This window comes from Citrobacter sp. B72 (assembly GCF_016894305.1).
GTDB lineage: Bacteria > Pseudomonadota > Gammaproteobacteria > Enterobacterales > Enterobacteriaceae > Citrobacter > Citrobacter portucalensis.
The window spans coordinates 966,011-984,082 of sequence record NZ_CP069801.1; the positions used below are offsets into that span (position 1 = coordinate 966,011).

The 18,072-nt window shown below is 52.8% G+C and carries 12 protein-coding genes; 10 read left to right on the plus strand and 2 right to left on the minus strand.

Annotated features, from left to right (window positions below; translation table 11 throughout):
• Positions 1 to 17: 17 nt before the first annotated feature.
• The 5 genes from JQN59_RS04640 (at position 18) to JQN59_RS04660 (ending at position 6,092) form a co-directional block, all read left to right on the plus strand.
• Positions 18 to 467, plus strand: a complete 450-nt coding sequence (locus JQN59_RS04640) for a flavodoxin (protein ID WP_003825676.1) — start codon at positions 18 to 20, stop codon at positions 465 to 467.
• 343 nt (positions 468 to 810) lie between these two features.
• A complete protein-coding gene (gene gudP / locus JQN59_RS04645) occupies positions 811 to 2,163 on the plus strand; it encodes a galactarate/glucarate/glycerate transporter GudP (protein ID WP_204528162.1) in 1,353 nt (450 codons plus the stop codon).
• A 2-nt stretch (positions 2,164 to 2,165) separates the two neighbouring features.
• Positions 2,166 to 3,506 carry an enolase C-terminal domain-like protein gene (locus JQN59_RS04650; RefSeq protein ID WP_008785688.1) on the plus strand — a complete coding sequence of 447 codons (1,341 nt, stop codon included), beginning with the start codon at positions 2,166 to 2,168 and terminating at the stop codon, positions 3,504 to 3,506.
• Positions 3,507 to 3,526: 20 nt separating this feature from the next.
• Entirely contained in the window at positions 3,527 to 4,867 is a 1,341-nt protein-coding gene (gene gudD, locus JQN59_RS04655) for a glucarate dehydratase (RefSeq protein WP_149607748.1), read from the plus strand.
• Between the two features lie 82 nt (positions 4,868 to 4,949).
• Positions 4,950 to 6,092 (plus strand): glycerate kinase, encoded by a 1,143-nt coding sequence (locus JQN59_RS04660; protein WP_071445294.1) that lies wholly within the window; start codon positions 4,950 to 4,952, stop codon positions 6,090 to 6,092.
• A gap of 316 nt (positions 6,093 to 6,408) precedes the next feature.
• On the opposite strand, the gene barA is transcribed toward JQN59_RS04660, so the two are convergent.
• Positions 6,409 to 9,165 carry a two-component sensor histidine kinase BarA gene (gene barA / locus JQN59_RS04665; RefSeq protein ID WP_204528163.1) on the minus strand — a complete coding sequence of 919 codons (2,757 nt, stop codon included), beginning with the start codon at positions 9,163 to 9,165 and terminating at the stop codon, positions 6,409 to 6,411.
• A 57-nt stretch (positions 9,166 to 9,222) separates the two neighbouring features.
• Between barA and rlmD the strand changes: the two genes are divergently transcribed.
• The 5 genes from rlmD to eno all read left to right on the plus strand — a co-directional run bounded on the left by rlmD (position 9,223) and on the right by eno (position 17,152).
• Positions 9,223 to 10,521, plus strand: a complete 1,299-nt coding sequence (gene rlmD / locus JQN59_RS04670) for a 23S rRNA (uracil(1939)-C(5))-methyltransferase RlmD (RefSeq protein ID WP_149607749.1) — start codon at positions 9,223 to 9,225, stop codon at positions 10,519 to 10,521.
• 100 nt (positions 10,522 to 10,621) lie between these two features.
• On the plus strand, positions 10,622 to 12,856 hold the full coding sequence (gene relA, locus JQN59_RS04675) for a GTP diphosphokinase (protein ID WP_003825690.1): 2,235 nt from the start codon (positions 10,622 to 10,624) through the stop codon (positions 12,854 to 12,856).
• 130 nt (positions 12,857 to 12,986) lie between these two features.
• Positions 12,987 to 13,778, plus strand: a complete 792-nt coding sequence (gene mazG, locus JQN59_RS04680) for a nucleoside triphosphate pyrophosphohydrolase (protein WP_003825693.1) — start codon at positions 12,987 to 12,989, stop codon at positions 13,776 to 13,778.
• Between the two features lie 350 nt (positions 13,779 to 14,128).
• Positions 14,129 to 15,766 carry a glutamine hydrolyzing CTP synthase gene (gene pyrG, locus JQN59_RS04685; RefSeq protein ID WP_003034127.1) on the plus strand — a complete coding sequence of 546 codons (1,638 nt, stop codon included), beginning with the start codon at positions 14,129 to 14,131 and terminating at the stop codon, positions 15,764 to 15,766.
• 87 nt (positions 15,767 to 15,853) lie between these two features.
• Positions 15,854 to 17,152: a phosphopyruvate hydratase gene (gene eno / locus JQN59_RS04690; RefSeq protein WP_003034129.1), complete on the plus strand. Its 1,299-nt coding sequence runs from the start codon at positions 15,854 to 15,856 to the stop codon at positions 17,150 to 17,152.
• A 56-nt stretch (positions 17,153 to 17,208) separates the two neighbouring features.
• Here the strand turns inward: eno and JQN59_RS04695 are convergent, their stop codons facing one another.
• Positions 17,209 to 18,033 carry a MurR/RpiR family transcriptional regulator gene (locus tag JQN59_RS04695; RefSeq protein WP_048215652.1) on the minus strand — a complete coding sequence of 275 codons (825 nt, stop codon included), beginning with the start codon at positions 18,031 to 18,033 and terminating at the stop codon, positions 17,209 to 17,211.
• Between the last annotated feature and the right edge of the window lie 39 nt (positions 18,034 to 18,072).

Consider the following 18,072-nt stretch of genomic DNA (forward strand, 5'->3'; position numbering starts at 1 on the left):
CCCAGGAGATTACGGTTATGGCGGAAATTGGAATTTTTGTCGGCACGATGTACGGAAACGCGCTGCTGGTTGCCGAAGAGGCCGAAGCTATTTTGACGGCGCAGGGTCATAAAGCTACGGTGTTCGAAGATCCGGAGCTTAGCGACTGGCAGGCATATCAGGATAAATATGTGCTGGTAGTGACTTCCACGACCGGGCAGGGCGATCTGCCGGATAGCATCGTGCCGCTGTTTCAGGGGATCAAAGATAATCTCGGTTTCCAGCCAAATCTGCATTACGGGGTAATTGGGCTGGGCGACAGTAGCTACGTTAATTTCTGCAATGGCGGCAAGCAGTTCGATGCGCTGTTGCAGGAACAAAGCGCCCACCGTGTAGGAGAAATGCTGCTGATTGATGCCAGCGAGCATCCTGAACCGGAAAGCGAATCCAATCCCTGGGTAGAAAACTGGGGAACCTTGCTTAAATAACTCCCTCGCCCGTATGGGCATGCAACCCCCATTTGAACCGCAAGCCGGGCCAGGCGAAGCCGCCACCCGGCAATAAAACCCCAATTACGTGAACTAACTTCCACTACTTTGGGCTTATGCCCCAAACAACTTCTCACTGTCTCCCTAATGTTGTGTTCATGCACGGTGAGGGCAAGTGGCACTCCTTCATATACTTTTCCCGTCAGTTCCCGGAATGGCAGCGAGTCAGAATAAAACGGCCCTGAGCTGTACCAACACTGCCACACACTAACCTCTCATTCTGATCACCCTACAGGTGCTGTACAGAATGAACTGGCGAAAGCCAGGATTCAGGAGTGCAACAATGAGTTCATTAAGTCAGGCGGCGAGCAGCGCGGAAAAACGCACTAACGCTCGCTACTGGATAGTGGTGATGCTGTTTATCGTCACATCCTTCAACTACGGCGATCGCGCCACCTTATCCATTGCCGGTTCGGAGATGGCCAAAGACATTGGTCTGGATGCGGTAGGGATGGGGTATGTATTCTCCGCTTTCTCATGGGCCTATGTTATCGGCCAGATCCCCGGCGGCTGGTTGCTCGACCGCTTTGGTTCAAAACGCGTTTATTTCTGGTCCATCTTTATTTGGTCCATGTTTACCCTGTTGCAGGGTTTTGTCGATATCTTCAGTGGTTTCGGCATTGTCGTTGCGCTGTTTACTCTGCGTTTCCTCGTCGGTTTAGCTGAAGCGCCCTCCTTCCCCGGCAACAGTCGTATTGTGGCGGCGTGGTTCCCGGCACAGGAAAGGGGCACAGCGGTCGCTATCTTTAACTCTGCGCAATACTTTGCCACCGTTATCTTCGCGCCAATCATGGGTTGGCTGACCCACGAAGTGGGTTGGTCGCACGTGTTCTTCTTTATGGGCGGTCTTGGGATTGTTATCAGCTTCGTCTGGCTGAAGGTGATTCATGAACCGAACCAGCACCCGGGCGTAAACCAAAAAGAGCTGGAGTACATTGCCGAAGGTGGGGCGCTGATCAACATGGATCAGGCGGCAGCCAAAACAAAAGTGCCGTTTAGCGTGAAGTGGGGGCAAATCAAACAGCTGCTGGGTTCACGGATGATGATCGGGATTTACATCGGCCAATACTGCATTAACGCGCTGACCTACTTCTTTATCACCTGGTTCCCGGTTTATCTGGTGCAGGCTCGCGGTATGTCGATTTTGAAAGCTGGCTTTGTTGCTTCGGTTCCGGCCATTTGCGGATTCGCCGGCGGCGTGCTCGGCGGCATTATTTCCGACTGGTTGATGCGCCGTACCGGTTCGCTGAATATCGCCCGTAAAACGCCAATCGTACTCGGTATGCTGCTGTCGATGGTGATGGTGTTCTGTAACTACGTCAATGTGGAGTGGATGATCATCGGCTTTATGGCGCTGGCCTTCTTCGGCAAAGGTATCGGTGCGCTGGGATGGGCAGTGATGGCTGATACCGCACCTAAAGAGATCAGCGGTCTGAGCGGCGGTTTGTTCAACATGTTTGGCAACATCTCCGGCATCGTCACGCCAATTGCTATCGGCTACATCGTCGGGACTACCGGCTCGTTTAACGGCGCGTTGATTTACGTCGGGGTACATGCGCTGATTGCGGTGGTGAGCTATCTGGTGCTGGTGGGCGATATTAAACGTATCGAACTGAAACCTGTCGCAGGACAATGATGATGACAACACAATCGAGTCCCGTTATTACCGATATGAAGGTCATCCCGGTGGCCGGTCATGACAGCATGCTGCTCAATATTGGCGGCGCGCATAACGCATACTTTACTCGTAATATCGTGGTGCTCACCGATAATGCCGGAAACACCGGTGTCGGTGAAGCGCCTGGTGGTGAAGTGATTTATCAGACGCTGGTGGATGCGATTCCGCAGGTGCTGGGCCAGGAAGTGGCGCGCCTGAATAAGGTGGTGCAGCAGGTGCATAAAGGCAACCAGGCCGCTGATTTTGACACCTTTGGCAAAGGCGCCTGGACCTTTGAACTGCGGGTTAATGCGGTGGCAGCGCTGGAGGCCGCATTGCTCGACCTGCTGGGCAAGGCGCTCAACGTGCCGGTTTGTGAACTGTTAGGGCCGGGCAAGCAGCGCGATGCGGTCACCGTACTCGGTTATCTGTTCTACGTGGGCGATCGCACAAAGACCGATTTACCGTATCTGGAAAGTACGTCGGGAAACCATGAGTGGTATCACCTGCGTCATCAGCAAGCGATGAACAGTGAGGCAGTGGTACGTCTGGCTCAGGCTTCGCAGGATCGCTACGGCTTTAAAGATTTCAAACTCAAGGGCGGTGTACTGCCTGGCGAGCAGGAAATCGACACCGCTCGTGCGCTGAAAAAATGCTTCCCGGATGCGCGTATTACGGTTGATCCCAACGGTGCCTGGCTGCTGGATGAAGCCATCTCCCTGTGTAAAGGGCTGAACGATGTTCTGACCTACGCTGAAGATCCATGCGGCGCTGAACAGGGTTTTTCTGGCCGCGAAGTGATGGCCGAGTTCCGCCGTGCAACCGGTCTGCCGGTAGCAACGAACATGATAGCCACCAACTGGCGTGAAATGGGCCATGCGGTGATGCTGAATTCAGTAGATATTCCGCTGGCCGATCCGCACTTCTGGACCCTTTCTGGCGCGGTACGCGTGGCACAGTTATGCGACGACTGGGGCCTGACCTGGGGCTGCCATTCTAACAATCATTTTGATATTTCCCTTGCGATGTTCACCCACGTTGGCGCGGCTGCACCGGGTAATCCAACGGCTATTGATACCCACTGGATCTGGCAGGAGGGCGATTGCCGCCTGACCAAAAATCCGCTGGAGATTAAAAACGGAAAAATTGCGGTACCCGATGCGCCCGGTCTGGGCGTGGAACTGGACTGGGATCAGGTACAGAAAGCACATGAAGCCTATAAGGCGCTGCCCGGTGGCGCGCGTAATGACGCAGGCCCAATGCAGTATCTGATCCCCGGATGGACTTTTGACCGTAAACGTCCCGTTTTCGGCCGCCACTAATTTTGAATAAGGACTTAATTATGAGCGCACAATTTTCTACCCCATTGGTTACCTCTATGCAGGTTATTCCGGTTGCGGGTCATGACAGCATGCTGATGAACCTGAGCGGCGCACATGCTCCGTTCTTCACGCGCAATATTGTGATTATTAAAGATAACTCCGGTCATACCGGCGTGGGTGAAATTCCCGGCGGCGAAAAAATCCGCAAAACGCTGGAAGATGCGATCCCGTTGGTGGTAGGCAAAACGTTAGGCGAATATAAAAATGTGCTGAATGCAGTACGAAATACTTTTGCCGATCGTGATGCGGGCGGTCGCGGTTTGCAGACCTTCGATTTACGTACCACTATTCATGTGGTTACTGGGATCGAAGCGGCCATGTTGGATCTGTTAGGTCAGCATTTGGGCGTAAACGTCGCCTCTTTGCTGGGGGATGGCCAGCAGCGTAGTGAAGTTGAAATGTTGGGTTACCTGTTCTTCGTGGGTAACCGTAAGGCAACGCCGCTGCCGTACCAGAGTCAGCCGGATGATAAATGCGACTGGTATCGTCTGCGTCATGAAGAAGCGATGACCCCGGATGCGGTAGTGCGCCTGGCGGAAGCCGCGTATGAGAAGTATGGTTTCAACGACTTTAAACTGAAAGGCGGCGTACTGGCCGGGGAAGAAGAAGCGGAATCTATTGTCGCGCTAGCGAAACGCTTTCCGCAGGCCCGCGTCACGCTGGATCCGAACGGCGCGTGGTCGCTAAATGAAGCGATTAAGATCGGCAAATATCTGAAGGGTTCTCTGGCCTATGCGGAAGATCCGTGCGGTGCCGAGCAGGGCTTCTCTGGTCGTGAAGTGATGGCGGAGTTCCGCCGCGCCACCGGTCTGCCGACCGCCACCAACATGATCGCCACCGACTGGCGTCAGATGGGGCATACGCTGTCGTTGCAGTCTGTGGATATCCCACTGGCGGACCCGCACTTCTGGACCATGCAGGGTTCTGTCCGTGTGGCGCAGATGTGCCATGAGTTCGGGCTGACCTGGGGATCGCACTCTAACAATCACTTTGATATTTCGCTGGCGATGTTTACGCATGTCGCGGCGGCGGCTCCGGGTAAAATAACCGCTATCGACACCCACTGGATCTGGCAGGAAGGCAACCAGCGCTTGACCAAAGAGCCGTTTGAAATCAAAGGCGGCATGGTGCAGGTTCCGTCAAAACCGGGTCTGGGCGTGGAGCTGGATATGGATCAGGTCATGAAAGCGCATGAGCTGTACCAGCAACATGGACTGGGTGCGCGTGATGATGCGATGGGTATGCAGTATCTTATCCCGAACTGGACGTTTGATAATAAGCGTCCGTGCATGGTTCGCTAAGTGATCCAGGACCGCTCCTATAGAGTGAGCGGTTTTGCTCCTGGTGTATGCTTAACATAATCAACATGCGTAAGGATGCTTTATGAAAATAGTAATCGCACCCGATTCCTATAAGGAAAGTTTGAGTGCGCTTGAGGTGGCAACGGCTATAGAGCAGGGGTTTCGTGAGATCTGGCCCGATGCGGATTACATGAAGATCCCGGTTGCAGATGGCGGTGAAGGAACGGTCGAAGCGATGGTTGCCGCAACGCAAGGTCACCTTGTGCATGTTGATGTTACCGGCCCTTTGGGCAACACAATTCAGGCATTTTATGGTTTATCTGGTGATGAGCGCTCGGCGTTTATCGAAATGGCGGCCGCCAGCGGACTGGAACAAGTTCCTGCGAGGCTACGCGATCCGCTGAAAACCACCTCCTGGGGAACCGGGGAGTTAATCCGTCATGCGCTGGACGCTGGCGTTGAGCATATCATCATTGGGATTGGCGGTAGCGCCACCAATGATGGCGGTTCCGGGATGGTGCAAGCGCTGGGAGCAAAATTGCTGGATGCGCAAAATAACGAAATTGCGCAAGGCGGAATCGGTCTGGAATCTCTGTCCCGGATTGATATTTCTCAGTTAGACAGCCGTCTTGCCGGGTGCCGTATTGAAGTGGCTTGCGATGTGACCAACCCGTTGACTGGAAAAGAGGGCGCATCTGCGGTTTTTGGTCCGCAAAAAGGGGCTACGCCGGAGATGATTACCCGCCTGGATCGGGCGCTCACGCACTATGCGCGACTTATTGCCCGCGATCTGGACGTCAACGTGCTGGATCTGGCCGGTGGTGGTGCGGCGGGTGGTATGGGGGCGGCGCTGTATGCGTTTTGCGGCGCACAGTTACGCTGCGGTATTGAGATAGTGACCGATGCGTTACACCTTGATGCCTGCGTTGCGGATGCGGATTTAGTGGTCACAGGTGAAGGGCGCATGGATAGTCAGACCATTCACGGTAAGGTTCCGGTTGGCGTGGCGAAGGTCGCAAAGCGTTACAACAAGCCGGTTATCGGTATCGCAGGTAGCCTGACGGCCGATGTGGGGGTCGTACACGAGCATGGGCTGGATGCGGTTTTCAGCGTCATCTATACCATCTGTACCCTGGATGAGGCGCTAAAGAACGCGAGCGACAACGTACGAATGACGGCGCGAAACGTAGCTGCAACGCTTAAAGCAGGGCAGCAATTACGCTGAATTGTTAGCCGCATTCGTCGATGTGCCCGATGCGCGACGCTTATCGGGCCTAAGGCAAACAGCGAAACCTGTAGGCCGGATAAGGCGTTTACTGCCCGATGCGCGACGCTTATCGGGCCTACGGCAAACAGCGAAGCCTGTAGGCTGGATAAGGCGTTTACTGCCCGATGCGCGACGCTTATCGGGCCTACGGTAAACAGCGAAACCTGTAGACCGGATAAGGCGTTTACTGCCCGATGCACGACGCTTATCGGCTCTACGGTAAACAGTGAAACCTGTAGGCCGGATAAGGCGTTTACGCCGCATCCGGCGAATATCACCCCAATATCCGTTTCGCTTCGCGTGCAACGTTGTCCATTTCATCCAGAAGCTCTAAAAACTCAGGCTCCAGCTCTTCTTCTTTGGTTCCACTGCGTAGCTGTTGTTCAATGAGCTGACACAGGTTTTTCATGCGGGGGACACCACTATAACCGCAACTGCCGTGCAGCTTGTGAATCATATCCACCAGCCCTTCGGGGTTCTCTCCGACCAGTTGCTCTTCGATTTTGTTACGCACCTCAGGCAGAAAATCGATCAGCATTTGCAGCATATCCCGCGCCAAATCGTTCTTACCCGCGGCTTGCCTTAATGCCAGTTGCCAGTCGAGCGTCGTGTTCGGATTGACGACCGGCTCAAGAGGTTCTGCGGTGAGTGCCCGCAGCGATGTGCTTGCGCCCGGTTTGTAACGTAACAGCAGATTATGCAGCTTATCTTCCTCGATAGGCTTCGCCAGGTAATCGTTCATCCCGGCGCTGAGCAACTTCTCTTTCTGCCCGGCCATGGCGTGTGCGGTGACCGCAATAACCGGCGTCTGTTGTTGATGAGGCAGTTGGTGGATCAGTTCGCAGGCACGAATACCGTCCATGTCTGGCATCTGAATATCCATCAGGATCAGGTCAAACGGCATTTGTCTGGCGCGATCCACCGCCTGATGCCCGCTGTCACACAGCACGACGTGCTGTACCTTATCTTCCAGCAATGCGCCAATCAGCTTGAGGTTCGCCGGGTTGTCGTCTACCGCCATGACGGTCATCGCAATTTTGCTTTCATCTAACAGCAGCGGATCCGCGCTGTGGTTTAGCTGACAATACTCTGTCAGCGCAGGCAGTAAGCGGGTTGAGGTGAGAGGTTTCAACAGACACGCCGCCGCGCCGCCCTGTTTCAATTTCTCAGCGTTAATTTGTGCATGACAAGGCAAGGCTAGCAACAGAAAGTCGGTCATCGCTGCTGCGCTTGCCAGCCGTTCATGCTGCATGGTGAGTGGTTCGCGCAAAGTGACCGGAATGCCGAGCAGCAGAATGTCGTAGTGCTCCGCTGGCAACCCGGAGAACGAAGGGCTGTAAATCACCTCCAGCGGTGTTTCACTCAAGATATCTAACGTGCATTGTGCGGCGGTGGCGTTAGGTTCGACGTAGGCCAGTCGTTTACCGGCAAGGCATCGGGTTGTCGAACGATCAATAAGCACGTTAGGGTTGAGATCGAGGCTGATATGGAACCAGAACGTGGAACCCCGATTAGGTTGGCTGTGGAAGGAGATATCTCCACCCATTTCGTTGACCAGTTTTTGCGTAATGACCAGACCTAGCCCGGTTCCGCCATGACGCCGGGAAATACTGACATCCGCCTGACGGAAAGCCTGGAACAGGCGTGACTGATCGCGCTCAGGAATACCGATCCCGGTATCGCGGATTTGTACTTCAATTTGCACTTTCGTGTTACTAAGGGCTCGCTTCTCGACCAGAATGTCGATGTTGCCGCCTTCGGTAAATTTGATGGCATTGCCGACCAGATTGGTGATCACCTGCTGTAAACGCAGCGGGTCACCGATGACGTTGTCCGGTACGTCATTCTTAATATTCAGCGTCAGCTCAAGCCCTTTATCATGGGATGAATGCGCTAACAGCGTAACGACGTCATCCAGCGTGCTGCGCAGCGGGAACGGAATGCTTTCCAGAATCAGCTTGCCCGCCTCAAGTTTGGAGAAGTCGAGTACATCATTGATGATGGCCAGCAGATTGTTAGCCGAGCGTTCAATGGTATTCAGGTGATCGCGCTGTGTGGTGTTGAGCTCGGTTTTTAGCGTCAGACGGGTGAAGCCAATCACGCCATTCAGCGGTGTTCGCAGCTCATGGGACATGTTTGCCAGAAACTCAGACTTAATACGTGCCGCTTCCTGGGCGCGTTTCTTCGCCAGATCCAGCTCGACGTTCTGGATTTCCATCTGCTCCAGCGTTTCGCGCAGGTCAGAGGTGGCCTGATCGATGTTGTGCTGCATCTCTTCATGGTAAGCAGCGAGAGACATAGCCATCGAGTTGATGCCATTTTTAAGCATATCCAGCTCGCCCAGCATGAAACCTTCCACGCGGCTGTCGAGCTGTCCTCTACGTATTCGGTCAACGGTATTCACCATATTGCGAATCGGGCCGGTCACGTCGCGCATCAGACGCCAGCCGAAAATTAACGCAATACCAATACAAAACAGCATCATTACGCTGGAGATAAAGATCTCTTTGTACTGCTGCAATCGTACGGACTTAAGGTCCAGCTCAAGCGCCACATACCCCAGCATATTTTTGGTGTTTTTGGCGTCGCTTACGGCGGATTCATCCGGTGAATAGCTTTCCGATATAATAGGGGTTCGCAGGATCATGATATCCCCGTGCCGGGTGACGCTCAGCTTCCGGGGAAACGGTGAACCTGTCGCCAACTGCATTTCAGACGGATCGAGATGAAAATTAGAGGTGACGAACAGTCGGTTATTTTCGTCATAAACAGAAATTGCCCGCACAATATCGGAATGGCGACGATGCAGCACGCTGATAAGCTGGCCGATGGATTCCCTGTTTTGCAGGTTCATGCCATATTCGCTGGAGACCGCGAGTGGTTCAATGATGCTGGCACCAGCATCTTCCAGTTGACGCTGCAAGTCGTTATAGCGATGCACAACAAAAAAGATACTGAGCAACAAACCTATCAGGACGGTCGGGGCCAGGATCAGAATCATCATGCGTGCGCGCAGGCTGTAGTTGGTCATGGAGTTCCGTTATGGGACAATTAGGGTCACACTGTTAAATAGAGAAATATCTCGTCGATGGCGCAATTCTACTCTGCAAAACGACGCGTGACGACGCGTCAGATCATAACCGTTACCGTCAATGACCTTGATCCTTTCGGTCAGGGCGTCGCTCGCCATAACGGAAAGGCGTTGTTTATACCGGAATTGCTACCCCAGGAAAGCGCCGAGGTGGTGATTACCGAAGATAAAAAACAGTTTGCCCGCGCGCAAGTAAAACGACGTTTAAACGACAGCCCACAGCGTGAAGTGCCACGTTGTCCGCATTTTGGCGTGTGCGGCGGTTGCCAGCAGCAGCATGCCAGCATCTCATTGCAGCAGCGTAGCAAAAGCGCGGCGTTGTCGCGTTTAATGAAATGTGAGGTGTCTGATGTTATAGCTGATGCCCCATGGGGCTATCGTCGTCGCGCACGTTTGAGTCTGAACTATCGGCCAAAAGAACAAAAATTGCAGATGGGGTTTCGCAAATCCGGTTCCAGCGACATTATCGATGTCAAACAATGCCCTATTTTGGTGCCCCAGCTTGAGGCGTTATTGCCCCATCTCAGAGCGTGTCTGGAAAGTCTGCAAGGGTTACGCCATCTAGGCCATGTTGAGCTGGTACAGGCGGGAAGCGGAACCCTGATGATTTTGCGCCACACGGCGCCATTGAGTGCTGCGGATAAAGAAAAACTGGAATGCTTTTCGCATTCTCAGGGGCTGTCTTTGTTTCTGGCCCCGCAAAGCGAGATACTGGAATCAATATCAGAAGAATCGCCCTGGTATGATTCAAATGGACTACGGTTAACCTTCAGCCCGCGCGATTTTATTCAGGTCAATGAAGGGATAAACCAACAAATGGTCGCCCGTGCGCTGGAATGGCTGGATGTGCAACCTGAAGATCGTGTACTCGATCTGTTCTGTGGAATGGGAAATTTTACCCTACCGCTGGCAACTCGGGCAGCAAGTGTGGTTGGCGTGGAAGGTGTTCCGGCGTTGGTGGAAAAAGGCCGAGAAAATGCGCTGAATAACGGATTACACAATGTGACATTCTTTCATGAAAACCTTGAGGAAGATGTTACCCGACAGCCGTGGGCGAAAAACGGATTTGACAAAGTATTGCTCGATCCTGCGCGTGCGGGGGCTGCAGGTGTGATGCAACATATTATAAAATTAGAACCTATACGCGTTGTTTATGTATCCTGTAACCCAGCAACGCTGGCTCGTGACAGCGATGCTTTGCTCAACGCTGGATACGCCATACGGCGACTGGCGATGCTCGATATGTTTCCGCACACTGGACACCTGGAATCAATGGTCCTGTTTGAGCGTTTGTAATGAATTTTGTACCCATTGGATTTCGGGTTGTAATGCAGCATGAAAGACAATGGGTAGGGCTTGTCGACTTCGACAGGCCTGGCCCCTTAAGGAGAGGACAATGGTTGCGGTAAGAAGTGCACATATAAATAAAGCTGGTGAGTTTGATCCAAAGAAATGGATCGCGAGTCTGGGGATCTCCAGCCAGCAGTCGTGTGAACGCTTAGCCGAAACCTGGGCGTACTGCCTCCAGCAGACACAGGGGCATCCGGATGCGGATCTGCTGCTGTGGCGTGGCGTGGAGATGGTAGAAATTCTCTCCATGTTGAGCATGGATATCGACACGCTGCGTGCAGCAATGCTGTTCCCTCTGGCTGATGCCAACGTGGTCAGTGAAGACATCCTGCGCGAGAGCGTGGGCAAATCCATTGTTCATCTTATCCACGGTGTGCGTGATATGGCGGCAATACGCCAGCTTAAAGCCACGCATACCGATTCAGTTTCTTCCGAGCAGGTCGATAACGTCCGCCGTATGCTGCTGGCAATGGTAGATGACTTCCGCTGTGTGGTCATCAAGCTGGCAGAGCGGATTGCCCATCTGCGTGAAGTGAAAGACGCGCCGGAAGATGAACGCGTTCTGGCGGCAAAAGAGTGCACCAATATCTATGCACCGCTGGCCAACCGTTTGGGAATCGGGCAATTAAAATGGGAGCTGGAAGATTATTGCTTCCGTTATCTGCACCCGGCTGAATACAAACGCATAGCCAAGCTGCTGCATGAACGTCGTATCGACAGGGAACATTACATTGATGAGTTCGTCGGTCATTTGCGCTCAGAGATGAAAACGGAAGGCGTCAAAGCCGAAGTGTATGGACGTCCGAAGCATATCTACAGCATCTGGCGCAAAATGCAGAAAAAGCAGTTGGCCTTCGATGAACTGTTCGATGTACGCGCAGTGCGTATCGTGGCAGAGCGTTTACAGGACTGCTATGCCGCACTCGGGATAGTACATACTCACTATCGCCATCTGCCGGATGAGTTCGATGATTACGTTGCTAATCCGAAACCCAATGGCTACCAGTCAATCCATACGGTTGTACTGGGGCCGGGCGGGAAAACCATCGAAATTCAGATCCGTACCAAACAAATGCACGAAGATGCCGAACTGGGCGTCGCGGCGCACTGGAAGTACAAGGAGGGCACCGCTTCAGGCGCGGCGCGTTCTGGTCATGAAGATCGCATTGCGTGGCTGCGTAAGCTGATTGCCTGGCAGGAAGAGATGGCGGATTCCGGTGAAATGCTGGATGAAGTCCGTAGCCAGGTCTTTGATGACCGAGTGTACGTCTTTACGCCAAAAGGGGACGTTGTAGACTTACCTGCGGGCTCCACGCCGCTCGATTTTGCTTACCACATTCATAGCGATGTGGGGCATCGTTGCATTGGCGCGAAAATTGGTGGGCGCATCGTACCGTTTACTTACCAGCTGCAGATGGGCGATCAAATTGAAATTATCACCCAGAAACAGCCAAACCCAAGCCGCGACTGGCTGAATCCTAACCTTGGCTACGTAACCACCAGTCGTGGGCGTTCGAAGATCCACGCCTGGTTCCGTAAACAGGACCGCGACAAAAACATCCTTGCTGGTCGCCAGATCCTCGACGATGAGCTGGCGCATTTAGGTATCAGCCTGAAAGAGGCGGAAAAACACCTGCTACCGCGCTACAGCTTCAATGAGCTGGACGAGTTGCTGGCGGCGATTGGCGGAGGAGACATCCGCCTCAACCAAATGGTGAACTTCCTGCAGGCGCAGTTTAATAAGCCAAGCGCTGCCGAACAGGATGCCGCCGCGCTGAAACAGCTTCAGCAGAAAACGCAAGCACCGCAGAGCCGTCGTAAAGACGACGGTCGTGTGGTGGTGGAAGGGGTAGGTAACCTGATGCACCACATCGCCCGCTGCTGCCAGCCTATTCCTGGCGATGAGATTGTCGGGTTTATTACCCAGGGACGCGGTATTTCCGTGCACCGGGCGGATTGTGAACAGCTGGCTGAGCTGCGCTCCCATGCGCCGGAACGTATTGTTGATGCAGTCTGGGGCGAAAGCTACTCGGCAGGGTATTCGCTGGTGGTTCGCGTCCAGGCCAACGATCGCAGCGGCTTGTTACGTGATATCACTACGATTCTCGCCAACGAGAAGGTGAACGTGCTGGGCGTTGCCAGCCGAAGTGATACCAAACAACAGCTGGCCACTATCGATATGACCATCGAAATTTATAACCTGCAGGTGCTCGGGCGCGTGCTCGGCAAGCTGAACCAGGTACCGGATGTGATCGACGCACGTCGCTTGCACGGTAATTAATTATTTTGTAGGCCGGATAACCTTGTAGGCCTGATAAGACGCGTTAGCGTTGCCATCAGGCATTGCTATGTTGCCGGATGTCGGCTATCGCCTTATCCGGTCTACTGTATTGAAATTTCAGGATATCCCAATGAATCAAATCGACCGACTGCTCGGTATTATGCAGCGCCTGCGCGACCCGGAAAACGGCTGTCCGTGGGACAAAGAGCAGACATTCTCCACTATTGCCCCTTACACCCTCGAAGAAACCTATGAAGTGCTGGACGCGATTGCGCGTGAAGACTTTGACGACCTGCGCGGAGAGCTGGGCGACCTGCTGTTCCAGGTTGTGTTTTACGCCCAGATGGCGCAGGAAGAAGGACGCTTCAACTTTGATGATATTTGTGCTGCGATAAGCGATAAACTTGAACGCCGTCACCCACATGTTTTTGCTGATGTTTCTGCCAGTAACAGTACTGAGGTTTTGACCCGTTGGGAAAAAATCAAAAGTGAAGAACGCGCCCAGAAGGCACAGCATTCCGCACTCGACGATATTCCCCGCAGTTTACCGGCATTAATGCGCGCCCAAAAAATCCAGAAACGCTGCTCAAATGTTGGCTTCGACTGGAAAACGTTAGGACCGGTTGTCGACAAGGTTTACGAAGAGATCGACGAAGTCATGTTTGAGGCTAAGCAGGCTGTTGTCGACCAGGCTAAACTGGAGGAGGAAATGGGCGATCTGCTGTTTGCTACGGTTAATATGGCCCGGCATTTAGGCACTAAAGCAGAGACCGCATTGCAGAAAGCGAACGAGAAGTTTGAGCGGCGTTTTCGTGAAGTTGAGCGAATTGTGGCTTCGCGCGGTCTGGAAATGACTGGTGTTGATCTGGAAACTATGGAAGAAGTCTGGCAACAGGTAAAACGGCAGGAAATTGATCTCTAAGGGATTTCGTCGGTCAAGGGCGATTTGTGTGATTTTTTAAATAACAAGCGCTTGATTTACGTCAAAAACATTTACCCAAAAGAGGCTATTTTCTCTTCCCGTTATGTTGATGAAACACCTTGTATACTGCCTCTTCGAGTTATTCGAGTCGCAACAAGGCGGCGACTGAAAGAATCCCCAGGAACATAGAAATGCTATGTGACTGGGGTGAGTGAAGGAAGCCAACACCGGTGCGGCTTGAAGAACGAAGGAGAGGGGATAATGAAAGTTTGTGGCGCTCGTCATGTTCGGGTATACTACTTTCCCGTCTTGGTAATTCCATCGTTTCACCCTAACTTCTCAGGTCCAGCATGACAACGAACTATATTTTTGTGACCGGCGGGGTCGTATCCTCTCTGGGAAAAGGCATTGCCGCAGCCTCCCTGGCAGCCATTCTTGAAGCCCGTGGCCTCAATGTAACCATGATGAAACTGGATCCGTACATCAACGTCGATCCAGGTACTATGAGCCCAATCCAACACGGGGAAGTGTTCGTTACCGAAGACGGCGCTGAAACCGACCTGGACCTGGGTCACTATGAGCGTTTCATTCGTACCAAAATGAGCCGCCGCAACAACTTCACTACGGGTCGTATCTACTCCGACGTTCTGCGTAAAGAGCGCCGTGGCGACTACCTGGGCGCAACAGTTCAGGTTATCCCGCACATCACGAATGCCATTAAAGAGCGCGTTCTGGAAGGCGGTGAAGGTCATGATGTTGTTCTGGTCGAAATCGGCGGAACCGTTGGGGATATCGAATCTCTGCCGTTCCTTGAAGCGATTCGCCAGATGGCCGTAGAAATTGGCCGTGAGCACACGCTGTTTATGCATCTGACGCTGGTTCCGTACATGGCGGCGGCAGGTGAAGTCAAAACTAAACCGACTCAGCACTCTGTAAAAGAGCTGCTTTCTATCGGTATTCAGCCAGATATCCTGATTTGCCGCTCCGATCGCGCAGTTCCGGCTAATGAACGTGCAAAAATTGCATTGTTCTGTAACGTTCCGGAAAAAGCGGTGATTTCTCTGAAAGATGTCGATTCCATCTATAAAATCCCGGGCCTGTTGAAATCTCAGGGCCTTGACGATTATATTTGTAAACGATTCAGCTTGAACTGTCCGGAAGCTAATCTGTCAGAATGGGAACAGGTTATCTACGAAGAAGCGAATCCGGCAGGCGAAGTGACTATCGGTATGGTCGGCAAGTACATTGAACTGCCGGATGCCTATAAGTCAGTTATCGAAGCGCTGAAGCACGGTGGTCTGAAGAATCGTGTCACCGTCAACATCAAGCTGATCGATTCGCAAGATGTCGAAACGCGTGGCGTTGAGATCCTGAAAGGTCTTGATGCAATCCTGATCCCAGGCGGCTTCGGCTACCGCGGTGTTGAAGGTAAAATCGCGACGGCGCGCTTTGCGCGTGAGAACAATATTCCTTATCTGGGCATTTGCCTGGGTATGCAGGTTGCGTTGATTGAGTTTGCACGTAACGTAGTGGGTATGGACAACGCCAACTCCACGGAATTTGTGCCAGACTGTAAGTACCCGGTGGTGGCCCTGATTACCGAATGGCGCGATGAAGACGGCAACGTCGAAGTCCGTACCGAGAAGAGCGATCTGGGCGGCACAATGCGCCTTGGCGCGCAGCAGTGTCAGTTGAGCGACGATAGCCTGGTTCGTCAGCTGTACGGCGCGCCGACAATTGTTGAACGCCATCGCCACCGTTACGAAGTCAACAATATGCTGTTGAAACAGATTGAAGCTGCGGGTCTGCGTATTGCAGGCCGTTCCGGTGATGATCAGTTGGTCGAGATCATTGAGGTACCGAATCATCCGTGGTTCGTGGCCTGTCAGTTCCACCCGGAATTTACTTCCACGCCACGTGATGGACACCCGCTGTTTGCCGGCTTTGTGAAAGCCGCCAGTGAACATCAGAAGCGTCAGGCGAAGTAAGAAGTAAATAAGTTAGAACGGCAATGCACCCATTAGGGTGCATTGTTTGTCTGGAGTTTTAGTTTAACTTGTACTGAGGAAAATCTAATGTCCAAAATCGTTAAAATCATCGGTCGTGAAATCATCGACTCCCGTGGTAACCCGACTGTTGAAGCCGAAGTACACCTGGAAGGTGGTTTCGTTGGTATGGCAGCAGCTCCGTCAGGTGCTTCTACTGGTTCCCGCGAAGCACTGGAACTGCGCGATGGCGACAAATCCCGTTTCATGGGTAAAGGCGTACTGAAAGCTGTTGCAGCTGTTAACGGCCCAATTGCTCAGGCTCTGCTGGGTAAAGATGCTAAAGATCAGGCTGGCATCGACAAGATCATGATCGATCTGGACGGTACTGAAAACAAATCCAACTTCGGTGCAAACGCCATCCTGGCTGTGTCCCTGGCTAACGCCAAAGCAGCAGCAGCTGCAAAAGGCCTGCCGCTGTATGCACACATCGCTGAACTGAACGGTACTCCGGGTAAATACTCCATGCCGGTTCCGATGATGAACATCATCAACGGTGGTGAGCACGCTGACAACAACGTCGACATCCAGGAATTCATGATTCAGCCGGTTGGCGCTAAGACTCTGAAAGAAGCCGTTCGTATGGGTTCTGAAGTGTTCCACAACCTGGCTAAAGTTCTGAAAGCTAAAGGTATGAACACTGCAGTTGGTGACGAAGGTGGCTACGCGCCGAACCTGGGTTCCAACGCTGAAGCTCTGGCTGTAATCGCTGAAGCGGTTAAAGCAGCTGGCTACGAGCTGGGCAAAGACATCACCCTGGCAATGGACTGTGCAGCTTCTGAATTCTACAAAGACGGTAAATACGTTCTGGCTGGCGAAGGCAACAAAGCATTCACCTCCGAAGAATTCACTCACTTCCTGGAAGAACTGACCAAACAGTACCCGATCGTATCCATCGAAGATGGTCTGGACGAGTCTGACTGGGACGGTTTCGCATACCAGACTAAAGTACTGGGCGACAAAATCCAGCTGGTTGGTGACGATCTGTTCGTAACTAACACCAAGATCCTGAAAGAAGGCATCGAAAAAGGCATCGTTAACTCCATCCTGATCAAATTCAACCAGATCGGTTCTCTGACCGAAACTCTGGCTGCGATCAAAATGGCGAAAGACGCTGGCTACACCGCTGTCATCTCTCACCGTTCTGGCGAAACTGAAGACGCTACCATCGCTGACCTGGCTGTTGGTACCGCTGCAGGCCAGATCAAAACTGGTTCTATGAGCCGTTCTGACCGCGTTGCTAAGTACAACCAGCTGATTCGTATCGAAGAAGCTCTGGGTGAACAAGCACCGTACAACGGTCGTAAAGAGATCAAAGGTCAGGCGTAATCCTGTTCTTTAACTCTTAACGTAAAAACCCGCTGCGGCGGGTTTTTTTTATGCTCTTAAAGCAGTAGAGGAAGGGTTGCGCTGGCGGTTTGCTGGCTCACATCGCTGTACTTTTCATCCAGTCCAATCAGCGACGTGGTGAGCAGTTCCACTAACAGCATGACACCCACCTTGGCGTTTAGCGCGCCGGCGCTCAACGGACCTTCTGGTTTGGCTGCGACCAGTTGAATATCACTCAGCGAAGCCAGCGGACTGCGTGGTGTATTACTCAGCGCCAGTACGCGTACGCCTTGCTTACGCGCCAGCTTTACGACATGCAGCAGATCGCGCGTGGATCCCGAACTGGATATCGCCACTACCAGCGTATCTTTGCTTAGCGTTGTAGCGTTCATAGCAGCACGATGCATGTCACTGAACAATTGTGCAGGTTTGCCGAGGCGCAGGAGTTTGTAATGTAAATACTCACCCAGAATAGCGCTGGCCGCTACGCCATAAATCTGTACCGACTGGGCCTGATGCAGTGCCAAAGCGGCGGATTCCAGTAATGTCCTGTCGAGTAATTTTGCTGTGTCCTGCAGTGCTTGTACGGATTCATTGACCACATTGTCAATTTCATCCCCGCTGTGTTCTACCGGCTGTCCTTGCTGGAGATCGAGTGCCAGCGCCATTTTGAATTCGTTATAACCCTTACACCCAAGTGCGCGGCACAGACGTGTGACGCTCGCCTCGCTGGTGTCACTTTCACGCGCCAGTTCGGTAATCGTCAGGTAGACAACTTTTGCCGGATCGCTGAGCACAAACTCTCCCAGCTTCTGCTGTGTTCGGCTATATCCGTCAACGCCCTGGCGCAATCTCAGCAGCAGGTTTTCATTTTCTGACATGCAAAATCCTTAATGCGTTTATCTGTTGATAGTGTGGCG

What these genes read in the sequence shown, in the direction of transcription:
- JQN59_RS04640 (WP_003825676.1), top strand. Translation starts at nt 18, where the DNA reads ATGGCGGAAATTGGAATTTTTGTCGGCACGATGTACGGAAACGCGCTG.
- gudP (WP_204528162.1), top strand. Translation starts at nt 811, where the DNA reads ATGAGTTCATTAAGTCAGGCGGCGAGCAGCGCGGAAAAACGCACTAAC.
- JQN59_RS04650 (WP_008785688.1), top strand. Translation starts at nt 2,166, where the DNA reads ATGACAACACAATCGAGTCCCGTTATTACCGATATGAAGGTCATCCCG.
- gudD (WP_149607748.1), top strand. Translation starts at nt 3,527, where the DNA reads ATGAGCGCACAATTTTCTACCCCATTGGTTACCTCTATGCAGGTTATT.
- JQN59_RS04660 (WP_071445294.1), top strand. Translation starts at nt 4,950, where the DNA reads ATGAAAATAGTAATCGCACCCGATTCCTATAAGGAAAGTTTGAGTGCG.
- barA (WP_204528163.1), bottom strand. Translation starts at nt 9,165, where the DNA reads ATGACCAACTACAGCCTGCGCGCACGCATGATGATTCTGATCCTGGCC.
- rlmD (WP_149607749.1), top strand. Translation starts at nt 9,223, where the DNA reads ATGGCGCAATTCTACTCTGCAAAACGACGCGTGACGACGCGTCAGATC.
- relA (WP_003825690.1), top strand. Translation starts at nt 10,622, where the DNA reads ATGGTTGCGGTAAGAAGTGCACATATAAATAAAGCTGGTGAGTTTGAT.
- mazG (WP_003825693.1), top strand. Translation starts at nt 12,987, where the DNA reads ATGAATCAAATCGACCGACTGCTCGGTATTATGCAGCGCCTGCGCGAC.
- pyrG (WP_003034127.1), top strand. Translation starts at nt 14,129, where the DNA reads ATGACAACGAACTATATTTTTGTGACCGGCGGGGTCGTATCCTCTCTG.
- eno (WP_003034129.1), top strand. Translation starts at nt 15,854, where the DNA reads ATGTCCAAAATCGTTAAAATCATCGGTCGTGAAATCATCGACTCCCGT.
- JQN59_RS04695 (WP_048215652.1), bottom strand. Translation starts at nt 18,033, where the DNA reads ATGTCAGAAAATGAAAACCTGCTGCTGAGATTGCGCCAGGGCGTTGAC.